The sequence below is a fragment of the Rhodococcus sp. IEGM 1354 genome, from assembly GCF_030056855.1.
In the GTDB taxonomy this organism is placed as follows: domain Bacteria; phylum Actinomycetota; class Actinomycetes; order Mycobacteriales; family Mycobacteriaceae; genus Rhodococcoides.
Genome location: NZ_JASHKT010000003.1, coordinates 197,922 through 218,019 on the forward strand (window position 1 = coordinate 197,922; position 20,098 = coordinate 218,019).

Annotated in this window: 15 protein-coding genes and 2 pseudogenes; 11 read left to right on the top strand and 6 right to left on the bottom strand. The window is 66.1% G+C overall.

What is annotated here, in order from left to right; translation table 11 throughout:
* Positions 1-14: 14 nt before the first annotated feature.
* Genes QM588_RS08085 through QM588_RS08095 form a run of 3 tightly spaced genes read right to left on the bottom strand, consistent with a single transcriptional unit; the run spans position 15 to position 4,473 of the window.
* Positions 15-1,805, bottom strand: a complete 1,791-nt coding sequence (locus QM588_RS08085) for an ABC transporter ATP-binding protein (RefSeq protein ID WP_283312528.1) — start codon at positions 1,803-1,805, stop codon at positions 15-17.
* Entirely contained in the window at positions 1,802-3,532 is a 1,731-nt protein-coding gene (locus QM588_RS08090; RefSeq protein WP_283312529.1) for an ABC transporter ATP-binding protein, read from the bottom strand. The genes QM588_RS08085 and QM588_RS08090 overlap by 4 nt, the downstream gene beginning before the upstream one ends.
* A complete protein-coding gene (locus QM588_RS08095) occupies positions 3,529-4,473 on the bottom strand; it encodes a methionyl-tRNA formyltransferase (RefSeq protein WP_283312531.1) in 945 nt (314 codons plus the stop codon). The genes QM588_RS08090 and QM588_RS08095 overlap by 4 nt, the downstream gene beginning before the upstream one ends.
* Before the next feature lie 240 nt (positions 4,474-4,713).
* On the opposite strand from QM588_RS08095, the gene QM588_RS08100 reads away from it, so the two are divergent.
* The 8 genes and pseudogenes from QM588_RS08100 (at position 4,714) to QM588_RS08130 (ending at position 13,085) form a co-directional block, all read left to right on the top strand.
* Positions 4,714-5,787 carry an ABC transporter substrate-binding protein gene (locus QM588_RS08100; protein WP_283312532.1) on the top strand — a complete coding sequence of 358 codons (1,074 nt, stop codon included), beginning with the start codon at positions 4,714-4,716 and terminating at the stop codon, positions 5,785-5,787.
* 124 nt (positions 5,788-5,911) lie between these two features.
* Positions 5,912-6,643, top strand: a pseudogene (locus QM588_RS25795) (siderophore-interacting protein); the annotation flags it as partial.
* 450 nt (positions 6,644-7,093) lie between these two features.
* A pseudogene (locus QM588_RS25800) lies at positions 7,094-7,726 on the top strand (methyltransferase); the annotation flags it as partial.
* Between the two features lie 135 nt (positions 7,727-7,861).
* Positions 7,862-9,166 carry a lysine N(6)-hydroxylase/L-ornithine N(5)-oxygenase family protein gene (locus QM588_RS08110; protein ID WP_283312534.1) on the top strand — a complete coding sequence of 435 codons (1,305 nt, stop codon included), beginning with the start codon at positions 7,862-7,864 and terminating at the stop codon, positions 9,164-9,166.
* Positions 9,167-9,171: 5 nt separating this feature from the next.
* Entirely contained in the window at positions 9,172-10,236 is a 1,065-nt protein-coding gene (locus tag QM588_RS08115) for a FecCD family ABC transporter permease (protein WP_283312536.1), read from the top strand.
* The gene (locus QM588_RS08120; RefSeq protein ID WP_283312537.1) at positions 10,233-11,294 is read left to right on the top strand and encodes a FecCD family ABC transporter permease; all 1,062 of its coding nucleotides are present in this window, start codon (positions 10,233-10,235) and stop codon (positions 11,292-11,294) included. The genes QM588_RS08115 and QM588_RS08120 overlap by 4 nt, the downstream gene beginning before the upstream one ends.
* Complete coding sequence (locus tag QM588_RS08125) at positions 11,291-12,100, top strand: ABC transporter ATP-binding protein (protein WP_283312538.1); 810 nt, start codon at positions 11,291-11,293, stop codon at positions 12,098-12,100. The genes QM588_RS08120 and QM588_RS08125 overlap by 4 nt, the downstream gene beginning before the upstream one ends.
* 91 nt (positions 12,101-12,191) lie before the next feature.
* The gene (locus QM588_RS08130; protein WP_283312539.1) at positions 12,192-13,085 is read left to right on the top strand and encodes a siderophore-interacting protein; all 894 of its coding nucleotides are present in this window, start codon (positions 12,192-12,194) and stop codon (positions 13,083-13,085) included.
* Here the strand turns inward: QM588_RS08130 and QM588_RS08135 are convergent.
* Entirely contained in the window at positions 13,082-14,275 is a 1,194-nt protein-coding gene (locus QM588_RS08135) for an FAD-dependent monooxygenase (protein WP_283312540.1), read from the bottom strand. The two genes, QM588_RS08130 and QM588_RS08135, sit on opposite strands and share 4 nt — an antisense overlap.
* 116 nt (positions 14,276-14,391) lie before the next feature.
* Between QM588_RS08135 and QM588_RS08140 the strand changes: the two genes are divergently transcribed.
* From QM588_RS08140 to QM588_RS08150, 3 genes are read left to right on the top strand one after another with little or no spacing between them, the layout of a single operon-like run.
* Entirely contained in the window at positions 14,392-15,435 is a 1,044-nt protein-coding gene (locus QM588_RS08140) for an iron ABC transporter substrate-binding protein (protein WP_283312541.1), read from the top strand.
* Positions 15,436-15,438: 3 nt separating this feature from the next.
* Positions 15,439-17,019: an ABC transporter permease gene (locus tag QM588_RS08145; RefSeq protein WP_283312542.1), complete on the top strand. Its 1,581-nt coding sequence runs from the start codon at positions 15,439-15,441 to the stop codon at positions 17,017-17,019.
* A gap of 2 nt (positions 17,020-17,021) precedes the next feature.
* Complete coding sequence (locus QM588_RS08150; RefSeq protein ID WP_283312544.1) at positions 17,022-18,071, top strand: ABC transporter ATP-binding protein; 1,050 nt, start codon at positions 17,022-17,024, stop codon at positions 18,069-18,071.
* On the opposite strand, the gene QM588_RS08155 is transcribed toward QM588_RS08150, so the two are convergent.
* Positions 18,068-18,634 (bottom strand): CG0192-related protein, encoded by a 567-nt coding sequence (locus QM588_RS08155; RefSeq protein ID WP_283312545.1) that lies wholly within the window; start codon positions 18,632-18,634, stop codon positions 18,068-18,070. The genes QM588_RS08150 and QM588_RS08155 overlap by 4 nt on opposite strands.
* 10 nt (positions 18,635-18,644) lie before the next feature.
* A complete protein-coding gene (locus QM588_RS08160; RefSeq protein WP_283312546.1) occupies positions 18,645-20,048 on the bottom strand; it encodes an MDR family MFS transporter in 1,404 nt (467 codons plus the stop codon).
* Positions 20,049-20,098: the final 50 nt, after the last annotated feature.

The window sequence follows — 20,098 nt, forward strand, 5'->3', positions numbered from 1 at the left end:
ATCTCGGGTGTCGGTCAGCCCGGGTTCTGCACCCCGACCGCGTCCGAGCCCTTCCACGCGCGCCAGAGTTGCGCGTACGGGCCACCTGCGTTCACGAGGTCTTCATGGGTGCCGTGTTCCACCACCCGCCCTGCGTCGAGGACGGCAATGGCATCGGCTGCGGCTGCTTGAGTGAGCCGGTGGGCGACGACGAGTGTCGTTCGTCCGCGCGTTGCGGCGTACGCGGCTCGTTCGAGTGCGCGCGCTCCCGAACTTCCTGCTTCTGCGGTGGCCTCGTCGAGGACGGCGACCGGGGTATCGACCAACACGAGACGGGCGAGGGCCAACTGTTGCTTGCGGTGAGCGGTCAGCGAGTACCCGTCGTCGCCGACGACGGTGTCGATGCCGTCGGGCAGTTCGCGCACCCACGACGCCGCACCGACGACGGCGAGTGCGTTCCAGATCCTGTCGTCGTCGTGGACGTCACCGAGCGCCAGGCGCAGGTCGTCGACCAACGGCCCCGCGGTGACGTGGACGTCCTGGCTCAGGATCGACACGTAGCGGCGCAGTTCCGCTGTTCCGAGATCGTGCAGCGGCACTCCGCCGATGGTCACCGTTCCGGAGTCGGGCTCGATGGATCCCGCCGCGACGAGTGCAGCAGTGGTCTTGCCTGCACCGGTGGAACCGACCAGTGCCAGCGATGTCCCGGCGGGCACCGTGAGGCTGATGCCGTGCAGAATCTCGTCGCCGGAGACGTACGAATGCCGAACTCCGTCGAGAGCGAGCGTGTACTCGGACGGAGCGGCAACCTGGGGGCGGTCGGGTAGAGCGATGTCGACGACACCGACAAGTCGATTCAGACTTGCACCGGCGGACTGGATTTCGTCGAACAGGAACAAGATGGTGCCGAGGGGGTTGAACAACCGGTGGAAGAGCAGCACTGCGGTAGTGACGGCACCGATCGTCACCTCGTCACGTGAGAACAGGAAATATCCGACGACGAGCAGAATCGACAGGCCGAAGAACTCGGCTCGGTTCTCTCGGCCGACGAAGCGTGTGAACAGTCGGAACACCGAAATGGCCAGTGTGCGTGCCTGGTTCGATGCCGATTCGATCTCGGCGAGGCGGAGGTTCTCGGTTCCGTACGCCCGCACCGTGCGAAGTCCGTGAATACTGCTGGTGAGTGCTTCCGACCGGTCGCCCATCGCCGCCCTCTCGGCGGCGTACAGAGGGCCACTCCGCGGCAGGTACCAGCGAAGTGCGAGCAGATACAGCGGCAGTGCGAGCATTCCGGCGAGACCGAGGCGGTAATCGAGACCGAACATGGCCACCACCGATACCGCGACGAGCAGAGCGGCCGAGATCATCGACGGGACCACGTCTCCGGCAGCACGGGTGATCCGCGCAACGTCGTCTCCGATCCGAGACAGGAGGTCGCCGCGCCCGGTCCGTTCGACCGTGCCGGGGGGAAGGTTCAGAACGCGTTCCAGAGCCGATTCACGAAGTCCCGCAACGATGGTCTCGCCGAGCCGGGAGACGGCATAGCTCGTCCCACCGGAAAACGTTCCTGACAGCACGGCAGCCACCGCGAGAACCGCCACGATCGGGAGGATGGACCGCGGCGTACCGCCGTCGGTCACTTCGTCCACCAGTCGACCGAGAACGAAGAACGGCACCAGAGCGGCCAGCGAGGACACGATCCCGGTCACGAGTGCACCGACGAGAGCGCCGGGATGCTGACGAATCCGTGCGCCGAGCCACTGCCGGGACCGACGCGCGTCGGCGATCGGCAAGCGGTGTCGATCCTGCACGTTCGCGTTCGTCATCGTAGAACCGCCTCTGCGTATTCGGCGTTGGTTGCAGTCAGATCGGCGTGTGTCCCGGTGTCGGTCACGTGTCCGTCGCGTAGGACGAAGACGACGTCTGCAGTGGCCAGCAGCGCCGGGGACGACGTGACGACGACCGTGGCGTCGTCGCGATCCGCCGAATGGCGCACTCTCCGAAGGCCATCGGCGATGGCCTGTTCGGTCACCGCGTCGACCGCAGTGGTCGGTTCGTGCAGCACGAGCACGGGTGGACGCGCATACAGCGCCCGGGCGAGCGCCAGGCGCTGGCGCTGCCCTCCGGACAGATTCTGTCCCCGGTCGTTGACTCGGTGCTCGAGTCCGTCCCGGTGCACGGTGGCAACCTGATCGGCAGCCGACGCCGACAACACGGCGTCGAGGTGCTCTCGATCCGTGCCGGCTCGGAAGCCCACGATGTTCTCGATCAGCGAGCCGGCGAAGAGGTCGGTGGTATGCGGCTCGGCCAGCACCCTCGTTCGGAACGACTCGCGCGAGACCTCGCGCATGGACACACCGCCGAACATCACGTCGCCCGAGTACTCGTCGGAGGCGACCTGCCCGCCGAGAACGGTGGCAAGGGCATCTCCATCCGAGGGATCGAGCGCGATCACCGCGGCGAATTCCCCTGGGCGGACGTCGATGTCGATGCCGGTCAGAGACCGAAAGGTCACGTTCCGCAACGACAGACCCGTCGGCACCGGTACCGATTCGGGTCCATCGGACAGTAGAGAAGGGGCCGAGAGCACCGTCGACACCCGTTCGGCGGATCCGCGAGCACGCGCAACCACTGCGGGCGCGGAGGTCAGCAGGGTGAGCGGCTCGATGAGGAACTGAGCGAGACCGACCACCGCGATCAGCTCCCCGATGGAGATCCGCCCGTCGAGTGCGAACCATCCGGCCAACGATGCGACGCCGGCGGCGATCAGCGCGCTCACGGTAGTCGTGACACCCCGTTGAAGGGCGAGCGATCGGACGGTGGCGAGAGCTGCGTTCAGTGCTGTTGCGCTCGCCGCGCGGTAACGAGCAGACGCGGCGTGCTGGGCACCGATCCCCTGCAGGGATCTCAGACCGACCACCAGGTCACCGGCCATCGCGGTTGCCTTCGCCACGCGAGATTGCTGCACCACCGTGCGTGCAGTGATCAGAGGGGTCGCGAGTCGGAGCAGTGCCATGAACAGCGGCGTGCCCAGCAGCACAGCAAGGCCGAGTGGTACGTCGATGACGAACAACGCGACGGCCGTCGCGAGCACTGCAGTTGCTGCTGCTGCCATGCGCGGAAAGAGATCGAGGAACCACGCTGCCTGTTCGGCGTCGCTGCTCGACACGGTGAGCATCTCGCCGTCGGACATCGGAGTGCGCACCCCGCCGGTGGAGAGGACGCGACCGGACACCTCCATGCGCACCGCGTGGGCTTCGCGTTGGAGTGCCAGGTTCAGCTGACGCATACCGACCTGAAACGCTGTCGTGAGCGCGATGAAGAGCGCGGCCAGGGCGGCGATGGACCAGAGCAGTTCCGTCGGCCCGCCGTCGGCGATCCCGCGGTCGATGATCACGCCGAGGGCCAACGGCACGGCCGTCTCGGCAATCTGGTGTGCGCACAGCAGGAGGGTTCCGACGGCGAGTCGTCCTCTGTTGCGGGTCAGTGTGCGACGAACGATCCGGCGCGCGGTCAACGGGGCCGGGTTCGCCTGCGCGGTACGAGCGGTCACGGGACCGCGGTCAGGTAACCGCCGCCGCTCGGAAAGTACTCCAGAGCTTTGTGGTCGGTACCGTCTTCGGTTCGCACCCGGTCGATGACCAGTGCGTGGTTTGCGCCGCGGTGGGCATTAGGACCGGCGACGATGGCCATGCCGTCGCCTTCGGCGATGAACACTCGGCCCGGAGTGCCTCCGTAGATCCCCTGCGAGACATGAGCTTCCATGATGTAGACGCGCTCGCCGCGATAATGTGTGAACGCGTTCGGGTACGGGTCGGACATCGCTCGAATCAATCGGTCGATGTCGGTTGCGTCCCAGGACCAGTCGATCAGACTGTCGGTCTCGTGCCTCTTGTGGAAGAACGTCCGCTCGGACAGGTCTTGTGGGCGCCACTCGGCTGTGCCCGCTTCGATGCTGTCGAGTGACTCGAGGAGAACCTCGGGAATGAGATCTATCGTGGCCAGTACCAACTCCGTCGCGGTGTCCCTGGGGCCGATCGGTACCGCTGCCTGCGTGAGGATGTCGCCGGTGTCGAGTTCGCCGTCCATGCGGTGGGCGGTCAGTCCGACCTCGGGTGCACCGCTGATCAGAGCCCATGCGACGGGGGAGAACCCGGTGAATTTCGGAAGAAGTGAGTCGTGGAGATTGAGCGTTCCGTGGGGCGGGTGATCGAAGATCTCCGGCGGTAACCACGTGCGCCAGTTGTTGGCGACGATGATGTCGGGGGCCCACTGACGAATCCGGTCGACGAGCACGTCGTCGGGCCGTCGTGCCAGGTGCACGGGCACGTTGTGACCGCGTGCCAGGTCCTCGACCGAGTCGGCCCAAATGCTTTCGTACGCTTGATCACTGGTGGGATGAGTGACCACACCCACCACGTCGTGCCGCGACTCGATCAGCGCCTGGAGCGTTTTGTGGCCCCAGGTCTGATAGCCGAACATCACCACTCGCATGACGAGCCTTTCCTCGGAACGGTTACATCGAACGTCGGTCACCGGAGTCGGCACGGCTGTCGCGCAACCGACGGATCCGACGCCTCAGCGAGGGTAGCCTAGCCTAGCTTCGAAATGGGCGGCACGTTCGTGCTCGAGTGAGGTGAGCCTTGCCTCATGGTGCTACTTTGTCAGTCGCCTCGCCCCGTCGGGTGTGGGACGCAGTGAGTGCGTGGTCGAGTGGAGAGGTTCCGAAGAACGATGAAGGTTCGTACGAAGTGGATGAGGAGCGCCGCGTCGATCGCGCTCGCCGGAGGGCTGACCATCGCCCTCGCCGCCGGATGCAGCAACGACACCGAGGAGACATCGGCCGCCGACTCCACGACGTCTGCGCAGGAGTCCGCATTTCCGGTCACGATCGACTCGGCTCTCGGATCCGCGACGATCCCCGAGGCACCGAAGCGGATCGCCACCTGGGGTTGGTCGAACCAGGACGCGATTCTCGCCCTCGGCGTCGTACCCGTTGCGATGCCGACCTTCGACGGTGCCCAGTACGGTGCGGACGACCGCGGCGTTCTGCCGTGGGACGCGAAGGCTCTCGCCGACCTGGGCGGCGACGCGCCCACGCTGCTCTCCGGTGACGGCACCGGAGCGGCTCCGGTCGAGCAGTTCGCCGCCGCCGCACCGGATCTGATCTTCGCGCCGTATTCCGGGCTGAGCCAGGACGAGTTCGACAAGCTCTCCGACATCGCGCCTGTCGTCGCGTACCCGGACGAGCAGTGGACCACCTCGTGGGAGGACCAGCTGTCCATCGCGGGCAAGGCGTTGGGCAAGGAGAAGGAGGCTGCCGACCTGGTTGCGGGGGTCGATGGCTCGATCGCCGATGTGGCCACGAAGTACTCTGCGCTGCAGGGCAAGACGGTCACCGTCGCGCTGCCCAACGCACCCGGCACGTTCGCCGTCAGCAAGGACGACGACGTACGAGTCGAGTTCCTCGAGCAGCTCGGTCTCGTCAACGAGCCCACCATCCAACAGGCCGACCCGGCCAAGGACCCCGAGGCCGTGTACTTCGAGCTCAGCCTCGAACAGGCGTCGTTGCTGAAGTCCGACGTGCTGTTCGTCGTGGCGTACGACAAGGACTCTCTCGCAGGGTTCCTGGCCGAACCCGCCGTGGCCTCGCAGCCCGTACTGGCGCAGGGTCGTACCGCCTCCACCGAGGCCCTCAGTGCCGACAAGAACTTCGCGTTCGGTGGCCTGACCGTGCTGACGATCCCGTACATCCTCGACGACGTGGCCTCGGCGCTGAACACTGCCGCCGAGAACGTGCAGGGCTGACAACGCTCGGGGCCCACTCGACCGAGCCCGGGCGTATTCGTTTTCGACGACAGGAGCGTGTTTCACCGTGGCAAGGTCTCATCGACTCCAGGTCGTCTTTCCCGAAGTTCTGCGCACGGCAACGGTGATCGAAACACGGCAGCTGGGTTCGGGTATGCGCCGGGTCGTGTTGGGTGGGCCGCAGCTGCGGGAGTTCTCGCACGGCGACCACCGGTTCCCGGCGTTGCGCAGCGAAGGGTTCGACGACTTCGTTCGGTTGTTCTTCCCGGCGGAGACCGACGGCACGGTGGTGCTGCCGACCCAGCGCGAGCGCACCGTCGAATGGCCGCGTGACCCTCGTCCGGTGACCCGCAACTACACCGTGCGCAGGGTGGATCCCGAGACCGCGCAGGTGACTCTCGACTTCGTCACCCACGACACCGGCATCGCGTCGACGTGGGGTCGGCGTTGCCGCGTCGGCGATTCCATCACGCTCCTCGGGCCGGTGCGGTCGGGCCAGGCCCCGGCCGGTGTCGACTGGGTGTTGCTCGTCGGGGACGAGACCGCGTTACCTGCCATCGCTCGGTATCTCGAAGAGGCGTTGCCAGGTCAGCGAATTCGAGTGTTCGTCGAAATCGCCGACGTCGAGCGAGAGTTGCCGTTGCCGACGGCCGCCGATGTCGAGATCACGTGGATCCACCGGGACGGAGTCACCGCCGGCACCGGCGATGTGCTCGACAGTGCGGTGCGGGCGGCACCCTGGTGGGACGGAACGGTGTTCGCCTGGGTGGCAGGGGAAGCGACCGCTCTCAAAGGAATCCGACGGTACCTGCGCGAGGATCGCAGGCTGCCGCCGGAGATGGTCGACGTCACCGGGTACTGGCGTCGCGCCGAGGTTCGGACCCGCGCCGACGATCCCGAACTGCCCGACCTGAGCGCCGGCGAGTCCGAGCCGTTCGACCGGCTCGCCGAACGTGCGGAAATCCTGTCGCCCTTCGCTATCAGGGCGGCGAACACATTACGTATTCCGTTGCACGTGTCCCGAGGGGCGTGCTCCGTCGAATCGCTGGCAGAAGCGACCGAGACGGACGCGCGCGCTCTCGCGAAATTCGTGCGCTACCTGCGTGCCGTCGACGTCCTCGCCGAGAACTCCACCGGTGATCTGATTCTCGGCGATATCGGTGAAGCGATGCTCGGCGACGACTGGATCTCGCACTGGCTGGACCTGGACGGCATCGAGGCACGGGTGGAGCTGTCGATCACGGGTCTGGTGGACAGCCTGCGCACCGGCAACGCCAGCGCAAGCCTGCTGACCGGCAACACGTTGGCCGAAGACCTCGAGGCGTCCCCGCGGCTCACCGAACTGCATCACAACCACATTGCCGACGAGGCTGCGTTCTTGGGTCCTGCTCTGGTGCAAGACTATTCGTTCGACGCGGTCTCCACCCTGTTGGTGACGGGCGCAGGATCCGGGGTGGTGCTCGGTTCCGTTCTCTCCCGGTACGACGGTGTATCGGTGGGCGTACTCGGGTTGCCCAGCGAACTCGACCTGATTCGACGTGACCTCGGCAAATGGCCCGAACTCGAAGAGCGAGTGGCGAATTACCCGCAGAGCGTGATGTCCGAGCCGCGTATGGAGCACGGGAACGGATTCGACGCGTATCTGTTGCTCGAGGTCACCGGACACTATCGAGACGACGACCTCGCACTGCTGTTGCGCAACGCAGCAACAGGATTGGCCGACAACGGAAAACTGGTGGTCGTCGAGCGACTGTCCGACGACGGGTCGTTCGACGAGGACCAGTCGGAATTCGACCTGCTGATGCTCTGCATGCACGGTAGCGGTGTACGAACGAAAGCCGAATTCGCCTCCGTGGCAGCCGCTGCCGGGCTGACGGTCACGGCGTCGACCTCGGTTGGCTGGGGTACGACGGTGCTCGATCTGGAACGTGCTCCCTGACACCCTCGAAGCCGTTGTGATAGCGCAAGAGTTAGGTTAGCGTTGCCTACTGAAGGCGTGCGCGGATGCTCAGGCACTTTCGTTGCGCGCACAAACGCGGTCACGGACCCATTCACCGTCAGGAGCGCTTGCACAATGACTGTCGACGACAACTCGCGAGAATACGACCTCACCGAAGACATCGAGTACGACATCGTCGGAGTCGGCTTCGGGCCCTCCAACCTGGGCCTGGCCATCGCGATCGAAGAACACAATCGACAGTGCGCACCGGCCGAGCGCCTGACGTCGTGCTTCGTCGAGTCGAAGGGCGAGTTCGCCTGGCACCCCGGAATGTTGCTGCCGGGAACCACGATGCAGATATCCTTCCTCAAAGACCTTGCCACCCAGCGCAATGCGAGCAGCGAGTACACGTTTCTCTCGTATCTCTCCGAACGAGGCCGGCTCAACCACTTCATCAATCTGCTGACGTTCTTCCCCAGCCGGCTCGAGTTCCATGACTACCTGTCCTGGGCCGCAGGCAAAGTCGACGCCACGGTGCACTACGGCACGCGGGCGTCCGCGGTCGTCGACACCGGTGACGGTTACGGCGTCCGCACCGAGGGGCGGCGAACCGGAACCGTCCGCGGCCGCAACATCGTGCTCGCCGGCGGCTTGACCGCTGCCCTGCCGGACGGGGTCAGCGCGTCGGCGCGGCAATTCCACAACCACGACCTGCTCGGCCACCTCGACCGGCTGCCGTCACGGAACCACCGCACGTTCGTCGTCGTCGGTGCCGGGCAGAGCGCAGCCGAAGTGGTCGACTACCTGCATTCGAACTATCCGGACGCGTCGGTGCATGCGGTACTGCGCAAGTACGGGTACAGCCCGGCCGACGACAGCCCCTATGCCAACCGCATCTTCGATCCGACGGCCGTCGACGACTTCTACTCGTCCTCGCATTCTCTGCGCGATCAGCTGCTGCACTATCACCGCGGAACCAACTACTCCGCCGTCGACCTGCCCCTGATCGAGGAGCTGTACGCGCGCGAGTACGCCGAGCGGGTCAGCGGAGCGCGACGGCTGTTCGTGCACGGAGCCTCCCGACTGGCCGATGTCACGGAGGAGGCGTCGGGCGTGCAGGCATCGGTGGAACACGGGCCGACGGGACTGGCCGAGGACGTGTTGTGCGACGCTGTCGTCTATGCCACCGGCTTCACGTCCCTCGATCTGCCCGACATCCTCGGGCCGTTGTTCGACTCCGTCGAATTCGATGCGCACGGTCCTCGCGTGACACGGGACTACCGGCTCGTCACGCGTGGATCGAGAACGGGTTCGATCTACCTGCAGGGCGGCACCGAGCACACCCACGGTCTGACGTCCTCTCTGCTGTCCAACATCGCTGTCCGCAGCGGTGAGATCGTCAAGTCCGCGGTGGGTGCGAGGGTGCGTTCGGTGGTGTGAATCGGGTGGGCACCACTGCGGGCGACGAGCCGGAACAGAGCGATGTTCCGGCTCTCGTCGGTGGTCTGGCCCGAACCGATGCCGGCAGGACCGCCGGTCTGGTATTCGTCGTCGCCGTCCTCGCCGTTGTGTGCCTGGCGAGTATCGCTGTGGGAGCCGAGAACATCGCTGTCGGTGAGGTGTGGCACGCACTGTGGTCGTCCGACGGTTCCACCGACGCCGTGATCGTCCGCGAGCTCCGAGTTCCGCGGACCGTGCTCGGTGTGCTCGTCGGTACCGCGCTCGGCGTCGCGGGCGCGCTGATCCAGGCGATGACGCGCAACCCGTTGGCCGACCCGGGCATTCTCGGCGTCAACGCCGGAGCGGCGCTCTTCGTCGCCATCGCAGTCGGAGTGTTGGGCGTGACCGACGTTCGCTTCTACGTGTGGTTCGCGTTCGTGGGTGCCGCTCTGGCCACCGTTGCGGTGTATGCGCTGGGTTCGGTGGGACGAGCGGGCACAACTCCGATTCGCTTGACGCTCTCCGGTATTGCCCTCGGTGCGGTGCTCGGCGGCATCACCTCCGGGATGCTGCTACTGGACCCGGACTCCTTCGCGAGGATGCGGTTCTGGGGCGCAGGCTCGTTGGCGGGTCGAGGTCTGGACATCGCGGCGGCGACCGGCCCGTTCGTCGTACTCGGGCTGTGTCTTGCGGCGCTCGTCGCGCGTCCGCTCAATGCGATCGCACTGGGCGACGAGCTGGCACAGTCGTTGGGAGCCAATGTGCTTCGGACGCGGACCGTCGGTGTGATCGCGGTGACCCTGTTGGCCGGAGCGGCGACCGCGGCGGCGGGACCGGTCGGGTTCGTGGGGCTGATGGTGCCGCACATGGTGCGCTGGTTCGTCGGGCCCGACCAGCGTTGGATTCTGATCCACACCGTGTTCGCGGCGCCGGCACTGCTGTTGCTCGCCGACGTCGTCGGCCGAATCGTCATCGAGCCGGGGGAGTTGCAGGTCGGTATCGTCACCGCCTTCGTCGGGGCTCCCGTTCTGATCCTGTTGGTCCGCCGAAAGAAGGCGAGCGGGCTGTGACCCGGGCACCGCGCGCCGGAGACATCGACTTCGGCAGAAGGGTGTGGATCGTTCGCACAGTGCTGGGTGTACGAATCGACGTTCGTACTGTCCTCGTCTGCGCGGCACTGCTGGTGCTGACCGCCGTTGTTGCCGTGCTCGCGATCGGCACCGGCGACTACCACGTTCCGCCTCGCCAGGTGCTCGCTGCGGTGTTCGGCGACGCCCCGCGCATCACCGAGATCGTCGTGATGCAGTCGCGGTTCCCCCGGGTTGCCCTGGCATTCCTGTTCGGAGCTGCCCTGGGGGTGTCGGGTGCGATCTTTCAATCGTTGACGCGAAATCCGTTGGGGAGCCCGGACATCATCGGCTTCTCGACCGGCGCGTACACCGGCGCTCTCGTCGTCATCCTCACCCTCGGGGGCGGTTACTACCGGACCGGAGCGGGCGCGCTCGTCGGGGGACTGGTGGCCGCCGCCGTGGTGTACGTGCTCGCCTACAAGCGCGGCGTGCAGGGCTTTCGATTGATCATCGTCGGTATCGCGGTCAGTGCCGTCCTGGCGTCCGTCAATACCTGGCTCGTGGTGAAAGCCGATGTCTCCGAGGCAATCGCAGCCGCCGTCTGGGGCGCGGGCACACTCAACGGGTTGGGGTGGCCGCAGGTGGTTCCCGTTCTGGTGGCCCTGGCTGTCATCACCCCGGTGGCGACGACGCTGTCGACGCGGCTACCGGTACTCGAGATGGGTGACGACGCGGCGAAAGCGCTCGGAATTCGCGTCGAGCCGACGCGTCTGATGCTGGTGATTCTCGGGGTCGCCCTCACGGCACTGGTCACGGCCGCAGCGGGGCCCATTTCGTTCGTTGCGCTCGCCGCGCCGCAGTTGGCTCGGCGACTCACCGGTACCTCGTCGGTGGCGATGGTGCCCGCGGCATGCATGGGCGCTCTGCTCCTCGTCGTCAGTGACGTTGCAGCGCAACGGGTGTTTGCACCCACTCAACTTCCGGTCGGTGTGGTGACGGTCTGTGTGGGCGGCGCGTACTTCGTCTGGTTGTTGGCACGAGAAGGGCGGAAGCAATGACGACGAGGCCACGCCTGTACGCGGACGGCATCACCGTCGGATACGACAAGCGAATCATCAGCGAGAAGTTGACCGTCGACATTCCCGACGGCAAGTTCACCGTGATCGTCGGGCCGAACGCCTGCGGTAAATCGACACTGTTGCGCGCGCTGTCGCGGCTGCTGAGGCCGACGGGCGGAGCAGTACTGCTCGACGGCAAGTCCATCTCGTCGTATCCGGCGAAGGAGGTCGCCCGCCGACTCGGGCTCCTGCCGCAAACCTCCATCGCGCCGGACGGCATCTCGGTGGCCGATCTCGTTGCGCGAGGCCGCTATCCGCATCAGAAGTTGATCCGGCAATGGTCGACGGCGGACGAGGCGGCAGTGGTGGCGGCCATGAATGCGACCGGAGTGACACCGTTGTCGGCCCGTCCGGTCGACGAGCTATCCGGTGGGCAGCGGCAAAGAGTCTGGGTGGCAATGGTTCTCGCGCAACAGACACCGCTGTTGCTCTTGGACGAGCCGACGACGTTTCTCGACATCGCGCACCAGATCGAACTTCTCGATCTGCTCGCCACGTTGAATCGGGAGAACGGCAACACCCTGGTCGCGGTGTTGCACGATCTCAATCACGCCTGTCGATACGCCGACCACATCATCGCGATGAAGGACGGCAGCGTGGTCACCGAGGGCCCACCCGCGCAGGTGGTCACCGCCGAGCTGGTCGAGTCGGTGTTCGGACTGCCGTGCCGCATCATCGACGATCCCGAATCGCACACTCCGTTGGTGATACCCAAGGTGGCCGCTGGCAGGCTAGGCAAGGCTTAGTTTACAATCGAGGAGATGGCCGCCGAGTTCGGATCCCGAGTCAGCCCGAGGGTTCTCGCACAGTCGGACGAGAGATGTATCGAGGACGAAAATGACCGATCAGCAGCGTGGTTTCCACTACGCCGACGTCGTTGAGGTAGAACAGCTCACCGTGCACATGGTGCGCGTCACCTTCGGCGGCGAGCATGTCGCCGGTTACCGCACGATCGGAGCACCCGACGAGTGCGTCGGGGTCTACTTTCCGCGCGACGGCGAGTCGGCACCGCCGCCGATGACCGAGGTCGACGGCCTGTGGTGGTTCCACGGCCTCGAGAACGCGCCGGAGGGCCGGAACTACACGATCCGACGCGTCGATCCCGAGCGCGGACAACTGACCGTCGACTTCTTCGCACACGAGGGCGGGGTCGCGGCCACCTGGGCCCAGCAGGCCGCCCCCGGACAGACGGTGCTCCTCACCCGTCCGCGGTCGTGGTACTCACCGCCCGCCGATGTCGATTGGCTACTGCTGGTCGCCGATATGACCGGGGTTCCTGCGCTGGGTCGGCTGATCGAGCAGTTGCCCGCAGGCACCCGCGCACACGCGATCGTCGAGGTACTCGAACGTGGTGACATCCAGACGTTCGAGACGTCCGCCGACGTGACGTTCGATTGGCGTATCGGATCCGGGAACGGTGACAGCGCCAGCGTGCTCGACGACGCCGTGCTCGCCTACCCGTTGCCCGAGGGGCGCGGATACGTGTGGTTCGCCGCAGAGGCGTCGTCCTCGCGTCGGGTGCGCAAGTACTTCCGCAAAGAACTGGGTTACGACAACAAGTATTTCGACATCATCGGATACTGGCGCGCAGACTCGGAGAAGTGGCTCGAAAAGTACAAGCAGTACCAGGAAGAGGCGCTCGCGGTGTACAACGGCGTCATCGAATCCGGCCGCACCGAACAGGAAGCCAGCGAGGCATTCGACGCGCTGCTCGAGCGAGTCGGGCTCTAGCGCCGAAATTCGTAGTCGGGCAATTCCAACGTCGCCGCGTCGGGACCGAGGAATCTGCTCGTGACCGCCTGGACCGGCTTCGATCCGGCCACACGCAGCACGGTGCGGAAAGCGGCAACTCCCGCAGCGGTTTTCGGATGCGCGACGCGAGGCACGCCCGGCGGCAGCTTCTGGGCCTGCTCGACGAACGGACGCATGCGTGCCTCGAAGGCCTCGAACCCGGCGCGATGATCGTTCGCCCGCGCAAGTTCACCGGCGAGGACGTACGCGCCGGTGACCGACAACGTGGTTCCCATTCCGCTCAATGGTGTTGCGCACCAGGCGGCGTCGCCCAGCATGCCGATTCTGCCGTTCGACCAGCGCGGAGCATGCACCTGGGCGAGATAGTCGACGTAGAGCTCCGAATCCGGTCCGAGAGAATGCAGGATTCTGGGCACTTCCCAGCCGACGTCGGCGAACGTCGCGCGCAAGGCGGCGATGACTTCTTCGGTGGATGCGCTTTCGTACCCGCCGTCGTCCGACACCCAGGACAGGCTGAAACGCGTCGTGCCGAGGTTGTCCGGGCGCAGATTGGCGACTCTGGATCCGGGGGCGTTGCACCAACGCCACCAGCCGTCGTCGCTCGGTGCCTTCGGTAACACCCCGTAGGCGGTGTACAGGCCGACCGGAGTGGTCTTCGCTTCGTCAGGAAACGCGAGTCCTCTGCTGCTGGAACGGATTCCGTCGGCGAAGAGGACGAGATCGAAGCGCTCGACCGAGCCCGACGCGAACGTGACGTCGACGCCGTCGGCATCCTGAGCCACGTCGACGACGCGATCGCCGTACCGGTACTGCGTTCGCGGGCCGGCAGATTCGACGAGAATTCGCGCGAACTCGCCGCGCAGAATCTCCATCTCCGCCGTCGGCCCGTCGTGTGATCCGTCCCCGGCCGGAAAGGCCGCGATGGTGGCGTCGGAATCGTCGACGAATCTGGTGCCCTTCTCGGTGGTGCCGTTGGCCAGCAGGGTCTGCTCGAGGCCCATGCGTCGCAGCACCTCGCGTCCACTACCGCGGACGTCGATGTTCTGGCCGCCCAGGCGCAGCTGCGGACTGCGCTCGACGACGACGACGTCGTAACCGGCTTTGTCGAGCCAGTAGGCGACAGTGGGGCCGGCGATGCTGGCACCGGTGACGAGCACGCGTTCGGTCATCGGGCGGGAATGCCCGGGCGGCCGGTTCTTCAATCCGAGGGGGAAAGTAGCTGAGCCTCACCTTGGTGGTGTACTTTCTCGAATTGTCCGTTTAACCCGTTTTCGTCAGGAGAACCGTGTTCACCGTTCGCCGTTTGGCCCTGCTCTCGTGCAGCGCAACTCTCGCCCTCGGTCTGGTCGCATGCAGCTCGGCCGACTCCTCGGGCGAAGGCACGTCCACCTCCGAATCCGCCACCGCAGAGTCCGCCCTGGTGGTGTACTCCGGCCGCGGTGAAGAACTCGTCGACCCTTTGATCGAACGCATCGGCGGCGGTATCGAGGTCGACTACTCGGGCAACACCAACGCCCAGGCCGCGAAGATCCTCGAAGAGGGGGACGCGACTCCGGCGGACGTCTTCTACGGTCAGGATGCAGGTGCTCTCGGCGCTCTCGACGAGCCGGGCGCACTCGCACCGCTGCCCGAGGACATCCTCTCGCTCGTCCCCGAGCAGTACCGCGGCACCGATGGCACCTGGGTTGCCACCTCCGCACGGGCCCGCGTGCTGGCCTACAACTCCGATTCGGTGCAGGCAGCAGATCTGCCCACCGGTATCGACGGACTGCTCGACCCACGCTGGCGCGGACAGATCGGCTACGCACCGACCAACGCATCGTTCCAGGCATTCGTCACTGCCCTGCGCGTACAGCGCGGCGAGGAGGGTGCCCGCACCTGGCTCGAAGGGTTCGTCGCCAACGAGCCGGTCGCGTTCGAGGGCAACGGTCCGCTGCTGACCGCCGTCAACGACGGTCAGGTCGCCACGGGACTGCTCAACCACTACTACTGGTACCCGTTCAAGGACGAAAACGGTGCCGACGCTCCCGTCGAGCTGCACTACTTCGAGCCCGGCGACCCCGGCGCGCTGATCAACGTCGCCGGTGCCGGTGTACTTGCTGCCTCGGACAACCAGGAAGCGGCATTCGATTTCGTGCGCGAGCTGCTCTCGACCGAATCGCAGACGTACTTCGCCAACGAGACCGCCGAGTACCCCGTCATCGACGGTGTCACCTCGGACTACGACCTGCCGCCGCTGTCCGACCTGGGCTCGACCGACCTCGACCTGGGCCGGCTCTCGTCCCTCGAAGCCACCCAGACCCTGCTCACCGACGTCGGAATCATCTAGTCGGTGCTCGATTCCGGGTTCGTGTCTGCACTCCAGCCGCTTCGGCGGCGCCACTTCGGCGGTCGTCCCGTTCTCGGGACGGCCGCGTTGTGCGTGGGAGCGCTGACGCTGACACCCTTGGTCTACCTGTTCGTTCGAGCGTTCGACGGCGGAACCGAGAAGGTCCTGCGGCTGCTTCTGCGGCAACGCACGCTCGACCTCGTTGTCCGGACGACGACGCTCGCCCTCACCGTGGTGGTCGCTTCCGTCGTGGTGGGGACGCTGCTGGCCTGGTTGACCGTACGGACCGATCTACCGGGTCGACGCACCTTCGCGATGATCCTCGCGGCTCCGCTGGCCATCCCGTCGTACGTCTCCGGTTATCTGTGGATTGCCGAATTCCCCTCGTTGGCAGGCTTTTCCGGTGCCGCGCTGGTGCTCACATTGTCGTGCTTCCCGCTGGTGATGCTGCCGGTGTCCGCGGCGTTCGCCACCGCTGACCCGTCGTTGGCCGAGGTCTCTCGCACCCTGGGTCGCGGGGCGGTGCGGACCGCGTTGACGGTCGAGTGTCGCCGCGTCGTTCCGGCTGCGGCAGCAGGTGCACTGCTGGTGTCGCTGTACACGATCAGTGACTTCGGGGCGGTGGCGCTGATGCGGTACGACGCCTTCACTCTCGGCATCTACAGTGCCTATCGCGGCGGACTCGATCGCACCGCGGCCGCTGTTCTCGGGCTGGTCCTCGTGGTGGGCGCGTTGGTGTTGACCCTCCTCGAACGGCGTGCCCGACGCGGGGCCACGGCGAGGGTGGGATCGGGAACCGACCGGATGGCCGAGCCTGTGGTTCTGGGCCGGTGGCGCGTGCCTGCTCTGGCCGTTGTCGTTGCAGCCCTCGGTGTTTCGGTGCTGGTACCGATTCTGGCCCTGGTGCGGTGGCTGAGTCGATCGTTGCGCTTCACCGTCGACTGGTCGGACGTGCTGGCTGTCAGTGCCAAGACAGTTCAGTACTCGGCGACCGCTGCTCTGGTGGTGGCCGTGCTCGCGTTGCCGGTCGCGTTGTTCGCGGCCCGTTCCACGTCGAGGGCCGCCCGCGGTGCCGAGTTGTCCACCTACATCGCGCACGGACTACCGGGGATCACGGTAGGGCTCGCCACGGTGTTTCTCGGAATCAGGTTCCTACCGTCGTTCTATCAGACCGCAGTGCTGCTGGTGCTGGCGTACGTGGTGCTGTTCCTGCCGTTGGCCGTCGGCAGCACCCGATCGGTCGTCGAGGCCACTCCGGTTGTGCTGGAGGATGTCTCACGGACCCTCGGGGCAGGACGCGTGCGCACCGACCTGCGGGTGACGATTCCTGTCGCCGCGCCCGGCATCGCGGCCGGAGCCGCTCTGGTGTTCCTGACCGTCGCCAAGGAACTACCGGCGACGTTGATGCTGCGCCCCCGCGGTGTGGACACGCTCGCGACCACGCTGTGGTCCACCACCGAGGCATTCCGCTACGGCGAGGCGGCCCCCTACGCCCTCGCATTGATCCTGATCTCCGTCGTCCCGACGATCGTCCTGACGCGGGCGCTGCGGCGTACGACGCGAAAGCGAGTGGCACTGTCATGAGCATGGTGATGTCCGATCTCGTTGCCTCGTACGGCAGTACGACGGTGCTGCACGGAATCGATCTCGACCTCGGCGACGGTGAGATGCTCGCCGTGCTCGGACCCTCCGGCTGCGGCAAGACGACTCTGCTGCGATCGATCGCAGGCCTGCACCGTATCGACGCGGGCCGCATCACCGCCGATGGGCGCGACCTCTCCGTCGGCGGGCGTGTCCAGGTGCCGCCGGAGAAGCGAGGGGTAGGCCTGATGCCGCAGGAAGGTGGATTGTTTCCGCATCTGACGGTGCGCCGGAACATCGAATTCGGTTTGCGCACAGGGTTCGTGCGGCCGTACCTGTCCGGCCGTGCCGAACGGGCCCGCCGCGTCGACGAGATGCTCGAGCTCGTCGGACTGCCCGACGCCGGTGCGGTCCGACCCAGCGAACTCTCGGGCGGGCAGCAGCAGCGGATCGCGTTGGCGCGTGCGCTGGCCCCGGCTCCCTCGGTGGTGTTGATGGACGAGCCGTTCGCCGCTCTCGATGCGGGTCTGCGGACCTCGATTCGGCAGGACGTGCGAGAGTTGTTGCTCACCAGCAAGACCGCGTCCATTCTCGTCACCCACGATCGGGCCGAGGCGCTGGGCACCGCGGATCGGGTTGCGGTCCTGCTGGGTGGGCGCTGCGCGCAGGTCGATACGCCGCGTGCACTGTACGAGCGCCCCACCACGCCGGCTGTGGCGAGCTTCGTCGGCGACGCGTACTACGTCGACGCGGTGGGCCACGGCGATTTCGCCGAGACACTCCTCGGACGAATCGAGACCACCACTCGCGCAACAGGAGACGGGCAGGTTCTGCTCCGCCCCGAGCAGTTGGTGGTCTCGGATCCGGAGGACGGTTCCTTCGTCGTCGAGCACGAGTTCTTCACCGGCCCCGAGTCCTCGGTGACTCTGCGGCACAGAGCTACCGGGCTGCGACTTCGGGTCATCGCCCGGACCTCGGATCGATTTGCCCCGGGTACAGCCGTCGCGGTTTCGGTGACAAGTCCGGTGCACTGGTTCGAGGGATCTGCAGACTAGGTTCGCAACTCCACCAGCGGGATCGGATCCTCCTGGCCTGGCCAGGTGCCGAACAAGTGCGGCAGTTCGGTGGCAGTGGTGTCGATGACGCGACGGACATGCAGGCGGGGCGACGTCGACGGGTGCCCGCCGGTACCCCGGACCCGCGTGGTGGATTCACGTACCGTTCGAGAACCGTCGGGCGAGTGCACCACCAGTTCCGCCTGTTCGGCACCGTCGACGATGGCCGCGGTGGTCACCGCCACATAGACCGGATCGCCGACGCCGTCGTAGACCCAACGCTGACCCAGTACCGAATGTTCCATCGTGGCAACGAGATACGCGTCGGCTCCGTCCAGTGGGGCGTTGCGGTACGTCAGGGGTACCTGAAACACCGTGCCCGACGGCGTCCGCACGAGGTGGGTTTCGACGCCGACGTCTCCGGCCGGATCGTCGAAACGATACGCGCCGACGGCCTCGAGGTCGGTGATATCCCGACCGGCCCACCACTCCTGCGTCGGAATCCAGGCTGCGATCGCGTCCAATTTCGCGGGAACGAGCGTGGCGCGATGAATGATGGACATGTAGAGAACGCTACTTTGCTGTTCGTTTCGGCATGAGGACCGCTGCCGCGGTCATGATCACGGCCGCAGCGAGAACCCCGATGAAGACCAGATGAATGGCGTCGGAGAGCTGTTCGGGTTCGGGGTTCTCGGACACGCGGGAGTTGACGATGGCACCGAACACCGCGACACCGACCGCGCTACCGATGGAGCGGGCGAACATGTTGGTGGAGGTGACCACGCCGCGCTCGGCCCAATCGACGCTGGATTGCGCTGCGATCAACGTAGGGCTCGCGATCAGGCCCATGCCGAGTCCGATGACGAAACAAGAGGCCGCCACGTGCCAGATCGGGGATTCGGCGTCGAGCAGCGTTGTCAGTACCGCACCCACACTGCCGATCGAGCCTCCCACCACGGCGGTTGCTCGGAAGCCGAATCGCAGATACACGCGACCGGACTGAGATGCCGCAATCGGCCAGCCGAGGGTCAGAGTGGACAGGGAGAAGCCGGCGACGATCGCTCCGGTGCCGAACACGCCCTGCACGAAGGTCGGTACGTAGGACGTCAGCCCGAGAATCAGCGCCCCGACGAGCAACGAGATGACGCTGCTGACCACCAGCACCCGCCGGGTGAACACCCACAGCGGCAGGATCGGCTCCTCGGCGCGGGACTCGACCCACGCGAACACCGCCAGCAGCAGGAAGCCCACGACGAAGATCGCGATGCTGATCGGCGAACCCCACGCCCAGGACTGGCCGCCTTCGAGCAGGCCGAGCAGCACCATCGCTGCGCCGACGGTCAGCAGCCCGGCACCGAGGTAGTCGATCTTCGGCTTGGTGCGTTCCACGGCACCCTCGTCGAACTTGCGCCACAGCATCACCGCGGCCAGCGCGCAGAGCGGAATGTTGACGAAGAAGATCCAGCGCCACGTCAGGAACTCGGAGAAAATTCCCCCGAGGGCCGGGCCGAGTACCGAGGAGATCGCCCATACGCTGGCGAGGTAACCCTGCACCTTGGCGCGCTCGGCCAGGGTGTAGATATCGCCGGCGATGGTGATGGCCATCGGTTGCACGGCACCCGCGCCGAGACCCTGGACCGCCCGGAAGGCGATGAGTGCGGGCATACTCCAGGCCAGCCCGCAGAGGATCGAGCCGAGCAGAAACACCGCGATGCCGAACAGCATGATCTTCTTGCGGCCGAACAGGTCGGCCAGTTTTCCGTACAGCGGCACCGATACGGCCTGCGCCAGAAGATAGATCGAGAACAGCCACGGAAACTGCGTGAACCCGCCCAGGTCGTCGACGATGGACAGCACCGCCGTGGCGATGATCGTCGCGTCGAGAGCGACCAGAGACGTGCTCAGCATGAGCGCAACCAGTATCGGTCCGCGTTCGGAGCGGAATCCGACATCCGACGTCGTGTTTTTCGTTGCCACGGCTATCAGTCTGATGCCTGCCGGCACCCCCGCGGCCACCGGCCCAGATA